Here is a 21458-nt window from a genome sequence, read left to right as displayed (position 1 = left end):
TTGTCTTGTGACGCTTAGCTACGGAAACGGTCGATGATGACACTGAGTTCAGCGCCGACCTTGACGCCGAGCAGCGCTGAGATGACCGGGATGGCACCGGCGCTGACGAATGCTCCGAACGCGCCGCGCGGAAGGATGCTGCTGTCTAGAAAACCTCCGGCAAGCACGATCCCGAGAATGCCGATCATCACGTAGACGACACCCGCCAGAGATTCCGTGATGCTGAGGATGGTGTGATTGATACGCGCGCGCGGATAAGCGAGCATGAACAGCATCGCGCCCGAGGCCACGACCGCACCACCCTGAAACCCACCACCAGCAGAAAGATGGCCGTTCATGATGACGTAGGCGCCGAACAGGAATATCAGTGGAAGCACAACCTCCGCCCCGTTGCGCACAAGTTCGCTCGGCGGACGCGGCTCACCTTGAGATATCCCCTTTGCAGCCGGCGTATCATCCTTGGCACCCAGAAGCACACCGACACTTGCCGCCACCATGAACAGCACGGCGACCTCGCCGAGCGTGTCAAAACCACGGAATGAAATCAGAATGCCAGTCACGACATTTGGTGCGCCGAGAACCTGTGGCACATCCGTCAGGTAGCGAATTGCAAGCGCGGAGGGAACCTGGCGCTCCTCATAGGCGCCGATCATTCCGGCGAAGACAAATCCGAAAGCCACGAGCACCAGCAGGCTGAAAAAGCGGCTCATGTCTCCTCGCTCCTGCCTGCAAGCACGTCCTGCTCGTTACGCAATGCGTCAACAATCGTGCCCGGGGCCATAGGCGTGCGGATCGCATAGGCCGCTCGCGACAATGCGTGCGATGACAGTGGATTGGTCATGAGAATGAAGTAGGCAACGATCAGAAGTTTCAGCGTCCAATCCGGATGATAAATGCCAAGACCGGCAAGGACCAGTATATTGCCGAGGGTCGATGCCTTGGTACCGGCCTGGATGCGTGTGAAGGTGTCGGGCATGCGCAGGAGACCGAGACCTGCAGAGAACAGGAAAAACGCACCGATGAGGATCAGGATGCTGCCGATCAACTCAGCCATGCGTCACTCCCTTCCGCCATTGGTCTTGCGAATGGCATAGAGAAAAATCAACGTCGCAAGACCGGACCCGATGGCGGCCTCCGCCATCGCTACATCGGGGGCAGCCAGAAGTAAGTAGGAAACCGCAGCAAACAGGCTGGCAAGCCCCGCACTGATCATCGCGGCCATCAGGCTCTCGAGCAGAACAGCCAGAACCCCACTGACGAGGATGCTACCGCAGACCAAGAGGATCAACAGTTCAAGCATTTTGCTCACGGCCCCTTTTCGAGGAAGCGGGCAATGGCGAGAACAGCCAGAAAGCTCAACAGCCCGTAGACCAGAGCAACATCAATGTAGACGAAACGCCCAGAAATATGCGCATAGAGCGCAATCATCGCGATCGACACAACCGTCAACATGTCGATGGCAACGACCCGGTCTACGGACGTTCTGCCGATAATCAGGCGCAGTACACCGAACACGATACTGAAGAAAATCAGGATGACTGCAATTTGCAGAATGATGTCAGCCAAACACCACCTCCAGATGTTTTTCAAAAGCCCCAGCTATCATTCCTGTCGCCGCCTCGGGATCTGTCGTCTTGACGTCGAGCCAGTGAATGAACATGGCGTCGTCGCTGATGTCCATGACCAGCGAGCCGGGGGTAAGGGCAATCGAATTGGCGAGTGCCAACCGCCCGATTGGTGACCTCAGCCGTATATTGATCTTCACGATGCCGGGACGGATATCGATGCGCGGCGCATAGACATAACGCATCATATTGATGTTCGCCTTGACCATCTCGACGAAGAAAGCCCCCGTATAGGCGAGAAAGTGGTAGAGCTTGCGAGGGGTAAACCCGATGCGCCAGACATCGCTTCGCCAGACGAAGATCGCAGACAGGGCAAATGAAAAGACCGCACCGACAAGAACGACGGAAAACTCCGACGTGGCATTGATCACGAGCCATACGGCAAACAGGAAGCCCCAGAGGAAAACAAACCCTTGCGCCCACGCCACGCCGCTCGAATGGTCTTTTTGCTGCAGTTTGGACATCGCGCAACCTTCAATAAGCGAACGGAGACGTGGTCAGAACCGTCGACAAGGGAACCGCTAGATCTTGCGCTTATGCCAACCCGGATGGATCCCATGCATTCGGCTGGAGCTTAACACCACGCGGCTCTGGCTGTGATCGGCATGGAATCCGAAAACTATGCGCTACGTCCGATATGTCATTGCTCCGTCACGCTTTTTCGCCCTACATCAGCCGCGAGCATCATTAGTTCTTGACCCTCGTTCAAAACGAAGAAATCTATCAATCATGCGGCGGCGCGACACAGAGCCTCAGGCTTCAAACCGTGTCAGCACATGGGAGTTTCTGATCGAGACACGCTGCAGGCAGAACTTGACGACAGGGCTTCGCCATGTCGCAGAAGGAGAGTTCGCTTGATCGATGCGGCCAAGGACATCAGACGGATACAGCTCTCATGAACGGCAATCCTCCATTCATCCCCCCTCACGTTGGTGTTCTATCCAGCCTCGACAGCTTTCGTCCATTCACTGGAGCCGAAGCAAAGGTCGTCGCCTATCTAAGCTCAGGCAACTTCGATCGATTGGGTGACGGGCTTTTGCCGGAGCTTGAAGATGACACACGCAACATGCGTGCAGAACTCTTGCGTTTCCTCATTCTGGGAGACAACAGCTACCGTTCGCACGAAAAGGGTGTGCGGGTCAGTGGAGCCTGGATAACCGGCATACTTGACTTGGAAGGCTGTCGTATCCCACGCGATATCGGCCTGAAGGATTGCCGCTTCGAGGCATCTCCGGTCCTGCAGTCAGCGATCATCGACAATCTCTTTCTTGACGGATCCCACCTCCCCGGCCTGCAGGCGGATCGGTTGGAAGCCCGCGGTTGTATTTCCGTGCGCGGCGCGATCGTGACCGGAGAGATCCGGATCTCCGGCGCGCGGATCGGCGGAAGTTTCGAGGCAGATGGCGTTTCGATCGCATCACCTGAGGGCATAGCGATCGAGGCCAGCGGCCTGGAGGCAAGAGGCGGGATACTCATGCGCGGCGCCGACATAAAGGGCGGTCTGAACCTTTCCGGGGTGCGGCTGGGCGGCGACGTCAACGCGGTCGGTGGCCAGATCACTCGGCCGGGCGAAATTGCGCTCAACGGTGACGGGATTGTCGCGGGCGGTGATCTTGCGCTGCGCGGGGCAAAGATTATGGGCGAAACGCGCCTGCTTGGCGCGCGCTTCGTCGGTGACATCGATTGTACGGGCGCAGCCCTGTCACAGCCTGGCGGCCATGCACTCAGGCTCAATCGCGCAACTGTCGAAGGTGCGTTTTTTCTGCGTCAGGGCGCCGCAATCAACGGCACGCTTGATCTGACAGCCACGACAATCGGCGCAATCGATGACGACCACGAAAGTTGGCCAAAGACCGGCGACTTGCTCCTCAACCGATGCCAATACGGCGCCTTCATCGGCGGACCGGTTGATGCTGTGAACCGGCTCGATTGGCTTTCGCGGCAATCGCCAGATCGCTGGAGGGCGGATTTCTGGCCACAGCCTTACGAGCAACTTGCCATGGTTCTGGGTGCGATGGGGCATGATGAGGACGCGCGCGCAGTCCTCATTGAAAAGGAGCGGCTGCAACGTCGGGCGCGGCGGGCACGTGCAAGAAATCCTGCCTTGCGTATCGCACTGGCAATCACCGACGGCATTTTGGCCATCACGGTACGGTACGGTCGCCAACCCCTGCTCGCGTTGATTTGGCTCGTGATGTTCTGGGCCATTGGTGCCGTGGTGTTTGATATCGCCGAAGGTCAGGGCGCGATTAAGCCAAACAGTCCCGTCGTGCTGCGTTCGACCGAGTGGACGATGTGTGGCCTTGATCAAAGTTCAAACCGCTATATGCCATCAAGTTCGCAAGTGCTTGCAGGGCGAGCGATGGCCGAGGAAAATCAGCTCACCTGTTTCCTTCGGCAGCCAGAGGCATCGAGCTATCCAGAGTTCAACGCGCCGATGTATTCTCTGGATGTGCTTTTGCCGGTTCTGTCAATCGAGCAGAAGGAATTCTGGCGGCCGGATCCCACCAAGCCCAAAGGGGCATTCACGCTGAACTATTTCTTTTTCCAGTCCATCGTCGGCTGGGCGCTCAGCCTCTTGGCTGTCGCCGGGTTTTCCGGGCTCGTCAAATCAAAATAGCCCTTCGGTTGGCATCGAACAAACAGAACAGCGAACTGCAGTCGACGTCCATTTGCACATTCTCGATATCGATTGGCAGCCTCAGTTCAAGCACCACGTCTGCTCACCCTGGCAAAATACAGCGCGCTGCCAAACAAGACGGGCCCTCGTCAACTCACGATGAAGGAAGCGCGGGATTCAAAATCGCCAGATCAGCGGCACGATGAACACGGAAACCACGAAGAACCAGATCAACAATGGCAGACCGAGCTTCCAGTAGTCACTGAAATTATATCCACCAGGTCCCATCACCATCAGATTTGTTGGCGTTGCGATCGGTGTCAAGAAAGATGCCGCCGCGGCAACGGCCGTGCTCATCAGCACGGGGCGTGGGGAAATGCCCATTGCTGTCGCAGCAGCGACACCAATCGGGATGACAATCAATGCCGTCGCCGTGTTGCTGATCAACTGGCCCATGATTGCGGTCAGCAGAAACAAGCCGGCGAGCAGCGCCATGGGTCCGGCATCGCCGACAAGGGTTACCAGATGTTCGGCCATCAGCTGGGCTGCGCCGGTTTCGACCATGGCCGTGGACAAGGGCATCATCGCACCGACAAGGATGACCGTCGTCCAGCCTATGGCGCGGTAGGATTGTTCGACGCTCATGATGCCAGTCAGAATGATGGCGCCGGCAGCCAGCAAGCCGGCGACAGCTGGCGGCACTATGCCTGTTGCCAGAAGCAGGACCATCGCGAACAGAATGACAACAGCCTGGCGTGCGCCGGGGCCCATCGGTACGGCCTGACGGCGCACCAGCTCAGGCGAGTTGACGACGAGAACGTCGGGATCATCCAGATGCACGTCGAGCGCTTTCCAAGTTCCTTGCAACAACATCGTATCGCCTGAGCGCAGCACCACGCCACCAGCATCGCGTGTCACGCTGCCGGCCTCCGCCTGATCACCGGCACGCTGCACCGCAAGGATGATCAGGTCGCCGCTGTCGGTCACCATTCCAGGAAACACAGTCTCGCCGATCAGGCCGGAGCGCGGTGGGATGACGACTTCTGCCAGACCCGAACTGCGATTGAACAAAGTCTCCTCGCCCTGACCTGTCGCCTTGTCATCTCGAAATGCCATATGCTTTTGGGCTGCAAAAGCGGCCGCAAGTTCTCCATCGCCTCGGACCACAATGTGATCCCCTTCGGCGATAAGCGCGCGCCGCAGCGGGCCGGATGTCTCTCCCTCCTGAAGAGCAACAAGTTGCAGCCCCGGATGCTCCGCCATGCTGAGTTCGGATGCGGCCATCCCGACAAAGGGTGAACTCGCCCGAACCCGCAATTGATAAATCCCGCTCGCAAGCCCGTATTGCTCAACCAGTGTCTTGGCATGCCGGCTGAAGTCAGCCGGCATGGTCGCGCCATTGCGCTCGGGAAGCAGCTTTGCGCCGAACACGATAATGATGGCCATCGTCCCGATCAGCAATGGCACGCCGACAAGCGCGAATTCGAAGAAACCGAACCCTCCCACACCCGCGTCGATCCCGGCTTCCGACACGAGCACGTTCACCGGCGTTCCGGTCAATGCCAGCAAAGATCCGGCATGCGCCGCGAAGACCAAAGGCATAAGCAGTTGAGATGAATTGCGCCGAAGGCGAACGGCAATGACGACGACGACCGGCAACAGGGCAGCAACCGCCCCATTAACGCTGATCAGGGCCGTCAGCAATGCAACAAGCGCCATTGTCAACAGCAGGAGCCGCGTCCTGCTTTCTTCCCCCGCCCCGCGGATCAACAGCTGTCCCGCCCATGCCGTGACACCGGTCACTTCAAGGCCGGAGCTGACCACGAACAGCGAGGCGATAAAGATGACGGCCGGATCACCAAATCCGCCCAGCGCCTGACCCAGCGTCAACACGCCGCTGGCCCACAGGGACAGGGCCGTCAACATGGCTATCACGACAACCGGCAGCTTGTTCCAGACAAACAGTACGACGGCTGAGGCTATGATTACGGCTATATAGGCTATCGGGCTCAATCGCTCTGCTCCTCACTTGGACCTGCTCAGGCCATTCAAGACGTCCAACAGCGGATAAATTTTGCTTACCAGATACCCGCCCCGTCCGGCTCCTGCCGCAGAACCGTCTCCTGACCCTCACCCCGGACCGCGGCAAGGTACGTTCCATTGAAGATATCGCGGAGACGGTACGCGACGTTTCGGCGCTAGAAAGGTGTCCGGGTCTCGCTTACACCTTTAGTCTTCAAGCGTTGCCAGAAGCACGCCGAGGCGGCAGCCTTTCTCGAACTCTGGGAGGTTGACATATTCTTTGATCGTATGGATTTCGGCCTGACCGGCACCAATCGTGATTGTCGGAACACCATGTTTGTCGAGCCAGTTGGCATCCAGGCCGCCATTGGAAAAGATATAGACCGGTTCTATCCCCAGTATCTGCATCGCCTTGGCCGCACGTTTGACAATCGGCGTATTTTTGCCGAGTTCGAAGGGCGGGTAGGACGCCTTGTGCGTAAAGTTCACCTTGGCGGTATCGCCCTCATGATCCGTCACTTCGCTCTGCGCTTTGGCAAATGCCTGCTTGTAGCCTTCAGCAATTTTCAGAGCAAAGCTGGATTCGGGGCTGCGCGCCTCGCCCTTGATGAATGCATAGTCGGTAACGACATTGGTCGCATCACCGGCAGAGGTATTGTCCTTGCCACCGAATATGCCGACATTGCTCGTGCCGCGGCCGTCTGATTTGACGATTTTGCCGAACCAGCCCTCCTTGCGGGCATCGGCCAGCGCAACAGCGCCGACCATCGTTGCCGAGATTCCCTTGTCCGGCGCCACCCCGGCATGCGAGGCGCGACCGATAATTTCCACTTCCCAGTTTTCCTGCCCCACAGCCCCGATGATCAGATCAGAGGCAGACTGGCCGTCGACATTGATACACATGACCGCACCGTTGAGATCGGCTGGGTTCAGTTCACGCGCGCCATGCAGGCCGCTCTCCTCGCGCACCGTAAACAGTAGCGTGATCGGCGGATGGGGCAGCTTGTTCTTCAGAAGCGTTTCAGCAACGACGACAAGAACTGCGACCCCAGTGCGGGCATCGCCCCCAAGGGCCGTCGTCCCGTCAGAGACGATGCGATCTCCCTCACGCCTCGGCTTGGCGCCAGCGCATAGCGGCACCGTGTCAAGATGCGTCGAGAACAACAGACGCGGGCCTGGCCGCGTTCCCGGCAGATCAACGATAAGATTGCCCGTTTCGGTGGGCAGCGGAATGCGACTGTTGGCATCGTCGAAGCGGATTGCCGATTCCGGGACGCCCACGGCTTTCAGTGCTTCGCAAACGGCAGCGGCAATATTCGCCTCCTGCCCGGTTACGCCCTCGACAGACAGAAAACGCATCAAATGGTCTTCTGCGGCAGCGACATTAAGCGGAATTTGGGTGCTACTCATGGTGTCCCTCCGGATTCTACGATTTTGATTGGTGTCTGATACCGGCCATCACAAGCCCCAGGGCAAACCGAGCGCTTGCCAGATCGCAAAGAGCGCCGTCCACAGAACGAACATCCACACGACATAGGGCAGCATGAGAGATACGAGCGTTCCGACGCCCGCAGACTTGTCGTATTTCTGGGCAAACCCGACGACGAGGGCGAAATAGGCGTTGAGAGGTGTGATCGCATTCATCGGTGAATCGCCGACGCGATAAGCCGCAAGCACGGCCTCCGGTTCAACGCCAAGCTTCATCAGAAGCGGCACGAAGACCGGTGCGAAGATTGCCCATTTTGCGATCGCCCCTGTCAGAAGCAGGTCGATGATCGCCACCACGACGATGAAGCCTAGCAACAATGGCAATGCACCGATATTGGCGGCTTGAAGCGTGCCCGCCAAGCTGAGCGCCATCACAGTGCCGATATTGGTATAGGTGAAATAGGCCACGAACTGGCTGAGCACGAAGAACAGGAAGATCGTACCGCCCATGTTCTTGATCGATTTTTCGATCGCGGCAATGACCTCGGTCAAAGTCCGCAAGGTTCCCGCCCCTACGCCGAAGGCCCAGCCTGTTGTCAGAAAGACCAGCATGATCAACGCGATCAGGCCGTTCATGAACGGCGAATTGCCAATCAGTTCGCCGGTATCGGGGTTCCGCAAAGGCGCACCGGATGGCAGCGTCAGCAGCAGAAAGACCACAACAAGGGCAATCAGCGCATAGAGTGCATATCGCAATCCGTGCGTTTCCTGTTCCGTCAGAACGGCGCCCTGACTGACCGCTGCCCCATCCGCAGGCTTGTATTCGCCCAGGCGGGGGGCAATCATCTTATCGGTGATGAAGGCTATCACCACCGTGAGAAAAGCGACGGAGGCGATGGAGAACCAGAGATTGGATGCCAACCCGATCGAAGCGTTTGGATCGACCAGCCTTGCTGCATCATTGGTAAACTCGACAAGAACCGCATCCAGCGGTTTGATCAGCATGTTAACGGTGAAGGCGCCCGCGACTGCGGCAAAGCCCAGTGCCAGTCCCGCAAGTGGATGTCGGCCAACGGCCAGGTAAGCTACACCTGCCAACGGGATCAACACCAGGTAACCAGCATCGGCAGCAATACTGGCAAGGATGCCAACGAAAGCGAGGATGTAAGTGAGCGCCCAGCGCGGTGCGACGATCACCAGCTTGCGGATCAGGGCCGTGACCAGACCGGATTCTTCAGCGACACCCGCCCCAATCATGGCCGCGATCATCAAGCCCACCGCGGTAAAACTCATGAAGTTGGGAACGAGAGAGGCATACATGAAGCGTATACCCTCGATGCTCAGCAAGCTACGGATGGCCGTGGAGGCCGTTTCCAATTCATGCGTTTCCGGATTAATCTGCTCATAGGTCACCGCCGTGCCAAACAACCCAAGAATGGCCGACAGAACGATTACGATGCCAATCAGGATGAGAAAGATGACCACGGGGTGGGGAACCATGTTCCCGACCTTTTCGACACCATCGAGGAATCTCTGCATCGTGGTCTTTGATGCGGCACTGGCGTTGGCCATGTCTTGTCTCCCGTTGAGCCCAAGGATATCGCCAGATCGATCGCCCGAAGGTCGAATTGGCGCATTTGATAAACGGTGGTCAGAATCGAAATATGTCGCTCGCCTTGCGCATCACCGGTGCTGATCAAGGCATTGGGAAAAGCCGTGGCTGGGATCAGCGGACACCCAAATCACAACCACCTTGTAGCGCTGGTGTCGACTAGCGCGCTTATCCCCTTGCAGGCGGCATCCTCAGTGTCTCTCTCGCCGAATGCATGCAGAATACCTCAGCCATAGATTACCGCAGGCATGCCGGACTTGCCTTGACGCCCACCATCCCGGGGCATCATGCTCGGCAAAACGAAACGGGTCAGCATCTACGTTTTACGGCAGACCTTTCAGCAATCAGCGTGGGCATGGGGCGGTGTAGCGGCGGCCGTTCCGGTCCCGGTAGTAACACTGCCCTGGCTGGCCGGCGACATTACCGATCAGGGCACCAGAAACACCACCGATGGCAGCACCGACAGCTGCACCGCGCACGTCGTTGGTGATTGCGCCACCAATGACAGCACCGGATGCCGCGCCAATGCCAGCGCCCCGTTCCGTTGCAGTGCAACCTGCGAGGGATAGGCAGATCAAGGAAAATACGAGCATTTTCTTCATTTTACTCTCCTTCGTCATGTTTCAGGCTCTGGCGCTAGCAAGTGAAGCCGCAACTGCGGCTAAATCGAATATAGTGCGACAAATTTGTCTGTGATCAGCTCAGAATCCCAAAACTAGGCTTCGGGTTCAAAACTTGTCGGCGAAACTAAACAATGATTTCAATGATCAGAACTGAGCTTCCGGCAGGAAGGACAACGCGATATTCGAGATGAAATCTCGCTTTAGGATGCGGAAATATTTAGAACTGCGAAGCCTGCACCGCAAGGTTTTGTATCCGCCGGGGGCTTGGTAGAAAGCCCACGATGCCCATCACAACCGATATCCGGCGCGCCCGCGCTTGATGATTTCCGCAAATTGTCACTTAAGACCGCCGGTTCCGTTCGTGCGCAACCTGTCGCAGCGGTTCCGTCAGTCGCCTGATCGATCGCCCACTCCATGAAATTACCGTGGCTGCGTCAAACGATTGTCACGCAAGTCCGCTAGCAGACATGCCACAATGCACCTGCCGAAGCCGATCGGGCTGCTCGATGCCATGATCAAGACGAGGCCACATGGCGACCCTTGAGGAAATTGCGCAGAAAGCCGGCTGCTCGACGGCAACCGTTTGTCGTGTGCTCAACCGAAGCGGCCACACCAGTGAGAACATGGTCCGGCGCGTGCGCAAGGCGGCGTCCGATCTCGGCTATCATCGCATCGAGGGGCCGATGCCAGCCGGCCGGAAGCGGCCAGTGATCGGCGTCCTGATCCCCAGCCTGACCAATCCTGTCTTCGCTGCATCCTTGTCGGGCATTCAGAACAGGATGCGGATCTCCGGACATGGTGTCCTGATCGCCCAATCCGACTACGATCCAGCCCGCGAGGCTGACGCAATCGCTTCGTTGCTCGCAGAAAAGCCAACCGGGCTGATTCTGACCGTCTGCGACATGATGAAGAGCCAAGACCAGATAACCCCTTTCTTGCCGCCGACCGTTCTCTTGAACAATTTGCCGACCTCGCGCTTTCAGGCTGCAGTCACAACCGACAACCGGGCGGCCTCGATCGAGATCACCCAATATCTGATCGACCATGGGCATCAGAGGATCCTGTTTGTATCGGGACGTTTTGAAAGTTCCGATCGTGCGCGGCTGCGTTATGAGGGCTACGGCGCTGCGATGACAAGCGCCTGCTTGCCGATACATGATGCCTTGCAGATCCCTTTTGTGACCGGAAACGACGAGCTGGACCTCAGCGAGACACTCCAAAGACACCGTCCGACTGCCATCATAGCCTCGAACGATCTTCTCGCCCTTGGTGTCATCCATGCTCTACGCCGCGAAGGCTTGGCGGTTCCCGCCGATGTTTCGGTCGCCGGTTTCGATGGCATCGCTATCGGCCGCCTGGTCGATCCACCGCTGACGACGATCGAAATGGCCGACGCCAGCATGGGCACCACCGCAGCCTCACTGCTGCTCGATATTGCCGAGAACGCCGCGGAACCTCGTCATCTCAGCATGGGTTACAAGTTGAAACCCGGCGGCACAGTCCGACGGATCGACCCTTCATTCTGAGACGGCAAAGCGCGCCGCTCGAAGAAGCGGCGCGTCGATGTTTTTGGTTACAAACAGAGGGGTCAGCTGCGCGGCAGCAGGCCTTCGACTTCGGCGGCTGCGTCGTCCAGCGCTTCCTTCGGCTCGGCCGACTGCTCGACCACGCGCGACAAGTTCTCAACGATGGTCTGGGTCACCTTCACACCGTTCGAACCCGGGAAAGCATACCAGGGCTGCATCAGCGGCATCTGCTCGAGGCCAGCGCGAAACAGCGAGTTTTCCTTGTAGAAATTACCGAGGTATTCCGCCGACGTTGCGGCCAATTCATTGTTCGGCACATAGCCAGTGCCCGGCACGACAACCGAGGCGCCGTATGGTCCCGAAGCGAACTTGATGAACTTCCAGGCAGCGTCCTGCTTTTCAGCATCGCGGGTCAACATGACGGCCGCGTTGCCACCGGTCGGCAGCTTACCATTGACCGGGTCGATCAGCGGAATATGAGCGGTGCGCAGGTCGAACTTGTCGCCGACATTCTTGATGGTGTTGCGAAGAGCGCCCGTGGTCTGGAAGGCAAAGCCGACCTTGCCGGCAACAAAGGCCTGTTCGCCAGCCTGCTTGGTGAAGACCGGAAGGCCGCCTTCCTTGACCATGCGATCGACCAGTTCAAACGCCTTCAGGCCTTCGGCACCGTTAAAGGCAACGGCAGTCTCTTCGTCGTTGAGCATCTTGCCACCGGCACCGAACAGCAGCGCGGAGAACATCCAGTCGTCACCCTGCCAGCGGAAGTCGATACCTTCATTGCCATCGCCGAGTGCCTTGATCTTGGAGGAGAGTGCAATCACCTCGTCCCAGGTCTTCGGAGCGACATCCGGATTGCCGCCGGCTTTGCGAACCAGATCGGCATTGTAATACATGATCGGATTGGAGGTCGCGAATGCGAGACCAACCTGCTTGCCCTTGACCTGGGCGAGCTTCAGGATGTTGTCGGAAAAGCCCTGCTCGGCCATGTTGCCGTCCTTGGCCATGAATGGACCGAGGTCGACCGGGATATCGCGCTCGTTGACCATGCGCAGACGGTTCAGACCGATGAAGGTGACATCCGGCATTTCTGCCGTGCCAGCCTGACGCATGATGGTCTGGATGCCTTCTTCATAGGTTGCCGACGGGTTGGCGAAGGTGATCTTGATATCGGGGTTTTCTTCCATGAACTTCTTCGAGATCGTGTCCATCACGTCCTTGAAGAAGCCGGGCATCGGATAGTGGATGTTGAGCACCGTTTCGGCATGCGCCGGAACGAAGGTCGCCATCGTGACCGCGACTGCGGTCATCGCTTTCTTGAAAAGAGTCATTGCAGATCTCCTGGGTTGGACCGATCAGCCTTTCAGACCGGTCATGGTGATACCCTCGACGAAGCGCTTCTGCGCGAGCAGGAAGGCAAGAACGAGAGGAAGGGTGATGATGAGCGTGGCCGCCATCAGCGCGCCGTAGTCGTCGCCGGCCTCAGCCGCACGGAAGTAGAGAAGGCCGAGCGGCGGGGTGGCATAGGACTGGTTGGTGACGACGATCAGCGGCCAGAACAGATCGTTCCAATGGGCGACGACCGAGAAGATCGAAAAGGCGGTGATTGCCGGCCAGGCATTCGGCACGATTATCCGCGCAACGATGCCTGTCTCCGACATGCCGTCGAGCCGTGCCGCATGGATCAGGTCGTCAGGAATGCCGCGGAAGAACTGCAGGAACAGGAAGATCGCAAACACCGAGATCGAGAATGGCGCGACCAGTGCGAAATAGCTGTTGAGCGCAGACATCCGGTCAAAGGCGACATAGAGCGGCAGGGCCGTTGCATGGATCGGGACGAGGAGGCCAAGCATTACCAGCGCCATCATCAAACGCGCGGCGGCAAAGGAGAGCTTGGCCATGGCATAGGCACAAGGGATTGCCACGACGACCTGGACAATCAGGATCAGTGCACAAACGACAAAGCCGTTCAGAAGCAGTCCCGCCATGGATACCCGGCCGAAGGCCTTGGCGAAGTTCTCCGCATAGGACCAGGTCTGGGGGATCAGCGAGAGCGAGGAGGAGAAGATCTCGCTCTGTGCCTTGCCGGCGGTCGAAATCATGAAAATGTAGGGCGCCAGAAACAGGATGGCGCCAAAGGACAGGGCCGCGAGGCGCAGGATGCGGCCGGCGGAGAGGGGAGCCTGTGTCATGCGTAGTGCACTTTCCGGTCCATGACGCGGTACTGGAGGAACATCAGCGATACGAGGATGGCGAGGAAGATTACGGTCATCGCCGAGGCATAGCCGACACGCAGGAAGACGAAGCCTTCCTGGTAGATGGTGAACAGCAGGACTTCGGATGCCTTGTTCGGGCCGCCTTCGGTCAGCGTCTTCACCGTCTCGAACACCTTTACCGCGTTGATGATGCTGATTGTCGTGACGAAGAGGGTCGTCGGGCCAAGCATCGGCCAAGTCACCAGCCAGAACCTCGAGAAAGCCGAGCGGGCGCCGTCGACTTCGGCCGCCTGATAGAGCTCACGCGGGATGGCGGAAAGGCCGGCAAGGAACAGGACCATGTTGAATCCGGTCGATTGCCAAATGCCGATGATCGACAGGCTGGTCATCACGGTTTTCGACGCGCCAAGCCAGTTCGGACCCTGGATGCCGATCATGTCGAGCATAGCGTTGATCGGCCCGATGGTCGGATGGAAGAGATATTGCCACACGGTGGCCATGGCGACGAGCAGCGACGCGACCGGCAGGAAATAGGCCGTGCGAAACAGGCTCTTACCCCAACCTTCGGATTCGATCAGCAACGCGATGCCAAGCCCGAGCGCCATCGAAGCCGGCGCAACGATCGCCGCATAGACCGTGGTGTTCCACAGCGACTTCCGGAAGGTGCGGTCGTTCAACAGCTCTGCATAGTTCTCGAAGCCGACGAAGTTGAAACTGCCATAGCCAAGCTCGAAATCGGTAAAACCGAGGACGATCACCGCAATGGTCGGCAAGATGATGAAGCAGAAGATCAACAGCAGTGCCGGTGCCGAAAGCGCCATGGCAATGCGGGCTTCCCGGCGCTGCGCCAGTCGAGCACCCGTCCGGGTAAGCGAGGGCGTGCCACCGTGATCCGAAACAAGACTAGCCATGAACGGCCTCCGATCGCAAAGCCGACACCATGGCGACGCTGGCCGGCAGGCGTTCACCCTGTTCGTCGAAGAGCAGGATTGCATCCGGGTCGAGCTTGAGATCGATTGGCTGGCCAGACTTGAGCCCGATCGCGTCCGCAGGCGCGATCTTCGCCACAACGACTGCATCCATCGCTGCCAGTTTGGTAAAGACCACCACTTCGGAGCCGAGGAATTCCAATCGCTCGACCCGCGCCGGCACCCCTCCCCCGCCGGCTTCGCCAAGCCTGACGAATTCGGGGCGAAACGCGATGGACAGTGCTGCTCCCGGCTTGAGATCCTTGCGTGTGGCAAGCCGGATGTGGCCGACATGGACGAGACCTTCGTCGTCAATGACGGTCGGCAGCACGTTGATGCGCGGCTGGCCGAGGAACTTCGCCACTTCGAGATGTGAGGGATCGTCGTAGATGGTGCGCGGGCTGTCGAGCTGCAGTAGCCGGCCACCGATCATGACGGCAACACGGTCGGCCATCGACAGGGCTTCCGACTGGTCATGCGTGACATACAATGTCGGCACGCCGGCCTTGCGATGCAGCTCAACGATCTCGCCGCGGGCATGGACGCGCAGGTTGGCATCAAGATTGGAGAGCGGCTCGTCCATCAGAAAGACATTCGGCTGTCTGACCATGGCGCGGGCAAGCGCCACGCGCTGGCGCTGGCCACCAGACATCTGGCCCGGCTTGCGGTCGAGCAGGTGGTCGATCTTGAGAGAACCCGCCATGGCGCGAACGTCGCGCTGGATATCGGCGCGGATCTGGCGCTGGTCAGACAGTAGGGCTCCGATCAGCGGCAACCGGCCCGCCGTCGACAATCGGCGCATCGCAAGCGGCACGGCAATGTTCTGGCCTGCGGTCAGATGTGGGTAGAGCGCGTAGGACTGGAAGACCATTGCAACGTTGCGATCACCCGCGGCCTTCGCCGAGACGTCTTCACCGCCGATGACGATCTCGCCATGGTCCGCATGATCGAGGCCGGCGACGATGCGCAGCAGCGTGCTCTTGCCGCAGCCGGACGGACCGACAAGGGCAATAAACTCGCCAGCATCAGCCTCAAGGCTGACGCCTTTCAGGATGCTGTTGCCACCGAAGGACTTGTTGATGTCGTGGAGGTTGAAGACGGTCATTGGGCTGCCTCCACGACAACCTTGGTCGCGTGGCGCGGATAAACCTCATCGATGACATGATCGAGGATGTGCGCCGTGGCGCCGTCGACCGCAACGATCTCGCTCGTTACGCCGTCAGCCAAGTGATGCACGACACCACCCACCAGCCTCTCGCCCGGCATTTCACGCTCAAGCGTGTCGATGATGAAAGATGTCGGCGGCGCCCAGACAAGTTTGGTGCCGGCGATCGCGCCATGCCAAGCCCAGTGCAGATGGCCGCTGGCATACAGCGCAACATCATGAGCCGCGAACAATTCGAGCAGCCTCTGGCGGTCGCCGGGACCCGCGCCCCAATAACCGGTATCGCCCTCTGCCGGATCATCGACGAACAATGGCTTGTGGCCGAAGATTGCCACCCGCCGTCCATCGCGATTTTCCAGCCTATCTACGAGCCAGTCGAACTGGACCACCTCTTCCGCATGGCCGGAGCCGATCAGCAGGCTGTTCAGGCCCATCAGGCGCCAGTTGCCAAGATCCTTGGCGAAACGGTCCGGCCCTGCCAGCCGGCGCCAGCGCTCGAGGCGCAAGTCATCGATCGGCTGCAGCGAACCAGGCATATGTCCGACGTCGTGATTGCCAGGAACCAGCAAAACCGGAACATCAAGCTCCTGAAGCAGCGCGATGGAGAAAACGATGTCTTCGTCCTGATCGGCACCATCTATTGTCAGGTCCCCGGTATGTACCACGAGATCGGGTTTCACAGTCTCGATCCAGCGACGGACAGGCTCCCAATTGCCGTTGAAATGCGGCTTGGACGGACTGAAATGCGTATCGCTGATCTGGACGATTTTCATAAGCTGCACCTTTTGAGATACGGGACCGAAGCACGGGGCCTTGTACGAAAGCCCATACCGAGGGCCAGGCTGTCGGCGATGTCTTTACGGGCTCTGCATGTCAGGCGCTTGACGGTGCTTTTCAGCGTTCTTCCATTTTCGTCATCAAATTGTCAGGAACGGATCTGCGGCCGGCCCGGGTCAACTTCCCGAGCGTTCCCCAAAGCTCGTGGACCGTATTCGTTTACCTCCGCCGGAATTCTCAAGGTGGCTCATCCCTGGCCTGGTCGTTATTCGCCGGTCAAATCGTTTTGCTTGATCGATGTTTTAGGCCACGACAAGGCTCGCCTTGCGCTCATATCGGCGCTATTGCTGAACTTTGTTTCGCCCGTGGAGACCACATGAAAGTCATCGTCCTCGGCGCCGGCATCATCGGCGTGACTTCTGCCTATCAGCTGGCGAAAGCCGGACATGACGTCACCGTCATCGATCGGCAGCCAGGCCCCGCCCTTGAGACCAGCTTTGCCAATGCCGGCGAGGTGTCATTCGGCTATTGTTCGCCATGGGCCGCACCCGGCATCCCGATGAAAGCGATGAAATGGCTTCTCATGGAACATGCACCGCTGATCCTTCGTCCGAAAATCGACGCCGCCATGTTGTCGTGGATGATCAAGATGTTGTCGAACTGCACGGCAAACCGATATGCGATCAACAAAAGCCGCATGTTGCGACTGGCCGACTACAGCCGCCTGTCACTTGCCGCACTGCGTGACGAAACGCGTATCAGCTATGACGAGCGCATGCAGGGCACGCTCCAGCTGTTTCGCACACAGCAACAGCTCGACGCCTCGGCCAAGGACGTCAAAGCCCTGGCTGCGGACGGCGTCCCGTATGAAGTGGTCGATCGCGATGGTTGCGTCCGCGTTGAACCGGCACTTGCACACGTACGCGACAGGATCGTCGGTGGGTTGATGACACCGAAGGACGAAACGGGTGATTGTTTCAAATTCACCAACGCACTGGCCGCAATCGCTGAAGCGCTGGGCGTCCGTTTTGCGTATGGCCACCACATCAAGGGTCTGGACGCCGATGGTGCGCAGATTCGAACCGTTGTCACCGACAAGGGGAATTTCACCGCTGATGCCGTCGTCGTGGCTCTGGGCAGCTACTCCCCTCTCATCCTGAAGCCGCTCGGTATTTCCCTACCCGTCTACCCGGTCAAGGGATATTCGCTGACCATTCCGATCACCGATGCATCACGCGCGCCGGAATCCACCGTCATGGACGAGACCTACAAGATCGCCATCACGCGCCTGGGCGAACGCATTCGTGTCGGCGGCATGGCCGAAATCTCCGGCTATACCAATGATCTCGGCCATGCGCGGAGGCGCACGCTGGAACACTCGGTCAGCGACCTGTTTCCCGGTGGCGATATGTCGAAGGCAACCTTCTGGTCCGGTCTGCGCCCGATGACACCGGACGGCACGCCAGTGATCGGCGCGACCAGGGTCAAGGGCCTGTTTCTCAATACCGGCCATGGCACACTCGGATGGACGATGAGCTCCGGCTCTGCACGGGTCATCGCCGACCTCGTCAGTGGTCGCTCGCCGGACATCGACGCTACGGATCTCGCGATCAGTCGCTACGGCTGAATTCAGAATGTGGGCCACTGTTTGCGTTGCAGACGCTAGGAGGGCGAAAGCGCTACCAGCTATTCGGTTGCATATTGCCAAACCCACGATGCCGTCCGGCGGAGCAGGCCGCCTCCTCGAAGTATGCCCAAACGAAAAAGCCTGCCGCGGGAGGAGGTGCGGCAGGCTTTTCGAATTGATGAACAGCGACTGGGAGGAGGAGTGCCGCTGTTCCTACAGGCGCCCCTGGGAGGAGGAGTGGGTCGCCTGAAACACGAAGCTTTGCGGGAGGAGGTGCATCGCTTCGTTGAAAACCAACATACAGCATCGCCGTGCTTATAAAATACGCTTTGTTGCACTGCAGCCATGCAAAAATGATGGCACTGAAAACGAGAGGATCGCTGGGCGGAAATGCCTGCAACAAGCCAGCAGCGGTCAGCCAGAGCAGACGCACACCCAATGCGAGAAAAGAGAAATCGCCAACGCAAAGACGCCCGCGTCTAAAGCGGGCGTCGTGGACATCACATCAGAAAAGCGGCAGCCATCAGCGAGCGGCAGTTCCGCGGGCAATATTGTGGATGTCGGCACGATTGATGCCGAGGTCAGCCAGTTCGCGGCTCGACATGCGGCCAAGTTCGGCAACTGTCTGACGATACTTGCGCCAGTTGTTAAAGGAGCGGGCGACGTTCATGATGATCCCCTTTCGTGAGGTCTCTTAGACGCCAGCAACCTTTGCTTCAGTTCCAACGTCGTTTCGATAGCCAAGATATGGAGATCGCCCTGCCCTTTTAAAAGTGACGCGCTCGCAAGGCAGCCATGCAAATGGCGCAGATATGCTCAACCTCGAAACCGATCGAATGCGGTCAAGCGCTTCATTGGAGGATCGGCATCTGGATAACGATAGATCTCGGTCCGGAGAAAATGAAGTTCGTCATCAAGAAACTCTTCCGCAACTTCGATCCACCAGGACTTAGGCCGCCCATCTGTCCCGTCGGACCAGCGATAGCCGCGTGCCTTGAGATGATCCTTCATGTCGAAGGGGCTACCTTCGGCATAGATCCGAATACGCGATCGTTGGCTGGTCTGGTAAAGCTCGGCAAAGGCCGGCGGCAAGATCTTCGTCTGACGAGACAAGACCTCCAGCAAGGCAAAGCAGTCATCGATTGCCCGATGGCCTTCATGAAAGTATCCAGACTGATTGATCAGATAGCCGAGCTTTGTTCCTTCATAGCCGCGTGCCGACCAGTCGACCTCTGCATTCGAACAGGCCCAGGCCTTGGCGGCGAACATCGGCGAAAACGCCTCACAGAAAGGACGGTCGAAACCTGCATTGTGGGCGATGACCAGATCGGCCGGATCGATCAGGGCCTGCAATGCCGCCATATCGATCGACTGCCCTGCCACCATGTCGTCATCGATACCGGTGAGCTTTGTGATCTCGGATGGAATGGGCGTCCTGGGTTGCCGCAGGCCACCATAGATGCCCGTGACATCCCCGATGCGGCCGCAGTCATCGAAGGTAAATGCAACAACGCCAATCTCGATGATTTCGTCCTTGCGCGCATTCAGACCAGTTGTCTCTGTATCGAGAATAACGCCGCTCAACGGATATTCGGGGCGGACAACCGATGCAACCGGCCGCGGTTCCAGCTTCTTCAGCAGGCGATAGCGGCCGGTTTCAGAGAGATGTCGAACCATTGCCTCTTCGCTCATCGGAAGAACCGACGGCTGATGCTTGTTGAGAACGGAGCGGCTGGCACCACTTTGCTTGGAGCGCTGGCCGACATCTGCCTGATGCGAAAACATATCGAATTGATTCGTCATTGCCTATTGTATGTGCCGAGGCCGTTCCGATGTCACGACGGCGATCATGCAGATCCACTGCAACGTGAGCAAGGAACCCGGCGATGGATCCGCGGTTGAAAGGCCTTCGTAGGCCGACGGCATACGTCCCTGGTGACCTAGTGACGACTTAGCGCAATTCTGCCCGCCCAAATCGAGGCCGCCTTCGCCAGCGTCTCCATATGACCCGCGGCTGAGAATCCGGAAACACTTTTACGCGGCCTCAAGTCATGATCGCCATCCTCAAGCCAGAGCATCTCGATGTTTGGCGACAGGTCGTAGCACGCCACCTCTTCACGCGTTCCGAAGAGATCCCGACTGCCTTGGGCAATCAGTGTCGGCGTTTTCAGCGACGCAAGATGAGCCGTACGCAATTGTTCAGCTTTGCCGATCGGGTGAAAGGGATATCCCAGACAAAGCAGACCGGTGGCGAGACCAGCGTCAAACACTTCGTCGGCCAGCATGCTCGCCACCCTGCCGCCCATGGATTTGCCGCCAATGATCAGCGACCCACTCGGCTCCAGCGTCTCGATTGCATGACGATATTCCGGAATGAGCTTTTCGGCGCGCGGAGGCGGCGGGCGAGCATTCGACGTTCTCCTTGCCGCCATATAGGCAAATTCGAAGCGCGCCACCCTCAAGCTGACCGCGGACAGCGCGTTTGCCATCGCATTCATCGATACGGAATCCATCGGTGCGCCTGCCCCATGGGCCAGCAAGATCGTGACTTCGGCTGAAACAGGGCCATCAAACAGAAAATTCGTCATTCACCACCCGTAAGGTTTGCATGCGCGTCGTTTCGGACCGGCGCCGCGACATTCAATTCATACCGCGAAGCCAGAACAAAAATGTACCTATAAGTACCGTATTTAAGGACTTGGTAACCATTGCACCTTAGAACGAGTTTATTCCATCAAAGAAAGCTATTCTCATGGTCAGTGCAATTTCAAGTTCTGCCACCAGCATAATGACCTCATCGTCTTCTTCATCGAGCTCGGCAGATGACCTTTCATCGCTCGAAGCGCAACTGGCGGAAAAACAGGCCTCCCTGTCAGAAACGACAGACGAAGAAGAAAAGGCCACTCTCGAGAAGGCAATTGCAACCTTGCAGTCCAAGATTGCAAAAATCAGCGCGACCGAAAGCAGCGCCACCCAGACGGCAAAGCCAACACAAACCGAAGACGCTCCAAAGGAGTTGTCCGGCGAGAACGAACGGATCGGCACCAACAATTTCGACGAGGCTGCAGAATTCGGTGATCGCACGGCTTATGTGTGACTGATTGCGGGTTCTGGAGCGATCGGACGAGGCGCTCCAGCTACTCGAGAGATTGGCATCCGCTACCAAAAAACACGGAAAACCAGACTTGGGTCCCGCGACAATTCCGGACCATTGAGTACTGTTAATTTTCCGGCTGGATGATCGTCACTCTG

General features: G+C 58.3%; 21 protein-coding genes. 4 read left to right on the top strand and 17 right to left on the bottom strand.

Translation table 11 applies throughout. The annotated features are described in order from the left end of the window. Positions 1–14: 14 nt before the first annotated feature. The 5 genes from mbhE to LQ231_RS22060 are packed head-to-tail and all read right to left on the bottom strand — an operon-like array spanning position 15 to position 2089. Positions 15–710, bottom strand: coding sequence for a hydrogen gas-evolving membrane-bound hydrogenase subunit E (mbhE, locus tag LQ231_RS22080; RefSeq protein WP_230173971.1), 696 nt, complete (start codon positions 708–710; stop codon positions 15–17). Continuing rightward, a complete protein-coding gene (gene mnhG / locus LQ231_RS22075; RefSeq protein ID WP_113140027.1) occupies positions 707–1054 on the bottom strand; it encodes a monovalent cation/H(+) antiporter subunit G in 348 nt (115 codons plus the stop codon). The genes mbhE and mnhG overlap by 4 nt, the downstream gene beginning before the upstream one ends. A 3-nt stretch (positions 1055–1057) precedes the next feature. Continuing rightward, the gene (locus LQ231_RS22070; protein WP_230175016.1) at positions 1058–1300 is read right to left on the bottom strand and encodes a hydrogenase subunit MbhD domain-containing protein; all 243 of its coding nucleotides are present in this window, start codon (positions 1298–1300) and stop codon (positions 1058–1060) included. Positions 1301–1305: 5 nt separating this feature from the next. Then, positions 1306–1566 carry a monovalent cation/H+ antiporter complex subunit F gene (locus tag LQ231_RS22065; protein WP_113140026.1) on the bottom strand — a complete coding sequence of 87 codons (261 nt, stop codon included), beginning with the start codon at positions 1564–1566 and terminating at the stop codon, positions 1306–1308. Continuing rightward, a complete protein-coding gene (locus LQ231_RS22060) occupies positions 1559–2089 on the bottom strand; it encodes a Na+/H+ antiporter subunit E (RefSeq protein ID WP_230173970.1) in 531 nt (176 codons plus the stop codon). The genes LQ231_RS22065 and LQ231_RS22060 overlap by 8 nt, the downstream gene beginning before the upstream one ends. Positions 2090–2520: 431 nt before the next feature. On the opposite strand from LQ231_RS22060, the gene LQ231_RS22055 reads away from it, so the two are divergent. Continuing rightward, positions 2521–4245, top strand: coding sequence for a hypothetical protein (locus LQ231_RS22055; RefSeq protein WP_230173969.1), 1725 nt, complete (start codon positions 2521–2523; stop codon positions 4243–4245). Positions 4246–4422: 177 nt separating this feature from the next. Here the strand turns inward: LQ231_RS22055 and LQ231_RS22050 are convergent, their stop codons facing one another. The 4 genes from LQ231_RS22050 to LQ231_RS22035 all read right to left on the bottom strand — a co-directional run bounded on the left by LQ231_RS22050 (position 4423) and on the right by LQ231_RS22035 (position 9909). Then, positions 4423–6258, bottom strand: a complete 1836-nt coding sequence (locus LQ231_RS22050) for an SLC13 family permease (RefSeq protein WP_230173968.1) — start codon at positions 6256–6258, stop codon at positions 4423–4425. Between the two features lie 216 nt (positions 6259–6474). After that, complete coding sequence (locus LQ231_RS22045; RefSeq protein ID WP_230173967.1) at positions 6475–7677, bottom strand: M20/M25/M40 family metallo-hydrolase; 1203 nt, start codon at positions 7675–7677, stop codon at positions 6475–6477. 48 nt (positions 7678–7725) lie between these two features. Continuing rightward, positions 7726–9267, bottom strand: coding sequence for an AbgT family transporter (locus LQ231_RS22040; protein WP_230173966.1), 1542 nt, complete (start codon positions 9265–9267; stop codon positions 7726–7728). A 384-nt stretch (positions 9268–9651) separates the two neighbouring features. Beyond that, entirely contained in the window at positions 9652–9909 is a 258-nt protein-coding gene (locus tag LQ231_RS22035) for a YMGG-like glycine zipper-containing protein (protein WP_113140020.1), read from the bottom strand. 551 nt (positions 9910–10460) lie between these two features. On the opposite strand from LQ231_RS22035, the gene LQ231_RS22030 reads away from it, so the two are divergent. Beyond that, the gene (locus tag LQ231_RS22030; protein ID WP_230173964.1) at positions 10461–11456 is read left to right on the top strand and encodes a substrate-binding domain-containing protein; all 996 of its coding nucleotides are present in this window, start codon (positions 10461–10463) and stop codon (positions 11454–11456) included. A gap of 62 nt (positions 11457–11518) precedes the next feature. On the opposite strand, the gene LQ231_RS22025 is transcribed toward LQ231_RS22030, so the two are convergent. From LQ231_RS22025 to LQ231_RS22005, 5 genes are read right to left on the bottom strand one after another with little or no spacing between them, the layout of a single operon-like run. Next, positions 11519–12784, bottom strand: coding sequence for an ABC transporter substrate-binding protein (locus LQ231_RS22025; protein ID WP_230173962.1), 1266 nt, complete (start codon positions 12782–12784; stop codon positions 11519–11521). 24 nt (positions 12785–12808) lie between these two features. Then, entirely contained in the window at positions 12809–13645 is an 837-nt protein-coding gene (locus LQ231_RS22020) for a carbohydrate ABC transporter permease (protein ID WP_230173960.1), read from the bottom strand. Then, a complete protein-coding gene (locus LQ231_RS22015) occupies positions 13642–14580 on the bottom strand; it encodes a sugar ABC transporter permease (protein ID WP_230173958.1) in 939 nt (312 codons plus the stop codon). Before LQ231_RS22015 ends, LQ231_RS22020 begins: the two co-directional genes overlap by 4 nt. After that, positions 14573–15742 carry an ABC transporter ATP-binding protein gene (locus LQ231_RS22010; protein WP_230173956.1) on the bottom strand — a complete coding sequence of 390 codons (1170 nt, stop codon included), beginning with the start codon at positions 15740–15742 and terminating at the stop codon, positions 14573–14575. The genes LQ231_RS22015 and LQ231_RS22010 overlap by 8 nt, the downstream gene beginning before the upstream one ends. Then, positions 15739–16575: a metallophosphoesterase gene (locus LQ231_RS22005; protein WP_230173954.1), complete on the bottom strand. Its 837-nt coding sequence runs from the start codon at positions 16573–16575 to the stop codon at positions 15739–15741. The genes LQ231_RS22010 and LQ231_RS22005 overlap by 4 nt, the downstream gene beginning before the upstream one ends. Positions 16576–16955: 380 nt before the next feature. Between LQ231_RS22005 and LQ231_RS22000 the strand changes: the two genes are divergently transcribed. After that, positions 16956–18206 carry a D-amino acid dehydrogenase gene (locus tag LQ231_RS22000; RefSeq protein WP_230173952.1) on the top strand — a complete coding sequence of 417 codons (1251 nt, stop codon included), beginning with the start codon at positions 16956–16958 and terminating at the stop codon, positions 18204–18206. A gap of 523 nt (positions 18207–18729) precedes the next feature. On the opposite strand, the gene LQ231_RS21995 is transcribed toward LQ231_RS22000, so the two are convergent. The 3 genes from LQ231_RS21995 to LQ231_RS21985 form a co-directional block, all read right to left on the bottom strand. Then, entirely contained in the window at positions 18730–18876 is a 147-nt protein-coding gene (locus tag LQ231_RS21995; RefSeq protein WP_113140012.1) for a DUF1127 domain-containing protein, read from the bottom strand. A gap of 146 nt (positions 18877–19022) precedes the next feature. After that, entirely contained in the window at positions 19023–20009 is a 987-nt protein-coding gene (locus LQ231_RS21990) for a 3'-5' exonuclease (protein ID WP_230173950.1), read from the bottom strand. A 137-nt stretch (positions 20010–20146) separates the two neighbouring features. Then, the gene (locus LQ231_RS21985; RefSeq protein ID WP_230173949.1) at positions 20147–20794 is read right to left on the bottom strand and encodes an alpha/beta family hydrolase; all 648 of its coding nucleotides are present in this window, start codon (positions 20792–20794) and stop codon (positions 20147–20149) included. A gap of 158 nt (positions 20795–20952) precedes the next feature. Between LQ231_RS21985 and LQ231_RS21980 the strand changes: the two genes are divergently transcribed. Then, complete coding sequence (locus LQ231_RS21980; RefSeq protein ID WP_356637626.1) at positions 20953–21303, top strand: hypothetical protein; 351 nt, start codon at positions 20953–20955, stop codon at positions 21301–21303. The last annotated feature ends 155 nt before the right edge of the window (positions 21304–21458 follow it).

The organism is Rhizobium sp. CECT 9324 (genome assembly GCF_918741265.1).
GTDB lineage: Bacteria > Pseudomonadota > Alphaproteobacteria > Rhizobiales > Rhizobiaceae > Allorhizobium.
This window is presented reverse-complemented; position numbering and strand designations above follow the sequence as displayed.

Bases quoted from the DNA above. Each gene is read 5' to 3' on its own strand.
- LQ231_RS22040 (WP_230173966.1), bottom strand. From the start codon at position 9,267: ATGGCCAACGCCAGTGCCGCATCAAAGACCACGATGCAGAGATTCCTC.
- LQ231_RS22070 (WP_230175016.1), bottom strand. From the start codon at position 1,300: ATGCTTGAACTGTTGATCCTCTTGGTCTGCGGTAGCATCCTCGTCAGT.
- LQ231_RS21990 (WP_230173950.1), bottom strand. From the start codon at position 20,009: ATGACGAATCAATTCGATATGTTTTCGCATCAGGCAGATGTCGGCCAG.
- LQ231_RS22035 (WP_113140020.1), bottom strand. From the start codon at position 9,909: ATGAAGAAAATGCTCGTATTTTCCTTGATCTGCCTATCCCTCGCAGGT.
- LQ231_RS22000 (WP_230173952.1), top strand. From the start codon at position 16,956: ATGAAAGTCATCGTCCTCGGCGCCGGCATCATCGGCGTGACTTCTGCC.
- LQ231_RS22030 (WP_230173964.1), top strand. From the start codon at position 10,461: ATGGCGACCCTTGAGGAAATTGCGCAGAAAGCCGGCTGCTCGACGGCA.
- mbhE (WP_230173971.1), bottom strand. From the start codon at position 710: ATGAGCCGCTTTTTCAGCCTGCTGGTGCTCGTGGCTTTCGGATTTGTC.
- LQ231_RS21985 (WP_230173949.1), bottom strand. From the start codon at position 20,794: ATGACGAATTTTCTGTTTGATGGCCCTGTTTCAGCCGAAGTCACGATC.
- LQ231_RS22020 (WP_230173960.1), bottom strand. From the start codon at position 13,645: ATGACACAGGCTCCCCTCTCCGCCGGCCGCATCCTGCGCCTCGCGGCC.
- LQ231_RS21995 (WP_113140012.1), bottom strand. From the start codon at position 18,876: ATGAACGTCGCCCGCTCCTTTAACAACTGGCGCAAGTATCGTCAGACA.
- LQ231_RS22045 (WP_230173967.1), bottom strand. From the start codon at position 7,677: ATGAGTAGCACCCAAATTCCGCTTAATGTCGCTGCCGCAGAAGACCAT.
- LQ231_RS22010 (WP_230173956.1), bottom strand. From the start codon at position 15,742: ATGACCGTCTTCAACCTCCACGACATCAACAAGTCCTTCGGTGGCAAC.
- mnhG (WP_113140027.1), bottom strand. From the start codon at position 1,054: ATGGCTGAGTTGATCGGCAGCATCCTGATCCTCATCGGTGCGTTTTTC.
- LQ231_RS22055 (WP_230173969.1), top strand. From the start codon at position 2,521: ATGAACGGCAATCCTCCATTCATCCCCCCTCACGTTGGTGTTCTATCC.
- LQ231_RS22015 (WP_230173958.1), bottom strand. From the start codon at position 14,580: ATGGCTAGTCTTGTTTCGGATCACGGTGGCACGCCCTCGCTTACCCGG.
- LQ231_RS22060 (WP_230173970.1), bottom strand. From the start codon at position 2,089: ATGTCCAAACTGCAGCAAAAAGACCATTCGAGCGGCGTGGCGTGGGCG.
- LQ231_RS22025 (WP_230173962.1), bottom strand. From the start codon at position 12,784: ATGACTCTTTTCAAGAAAGCGATGACCGCAGTCGCGGTCACGATGGCG.
- LQ231_RS22005 (WP_230173954.1), bottom strand. From the start codon at position 16,575: ATGAAAATCGTCCAGATCAGCGATACGCATTTCAGTCCGTCCAAGCCG.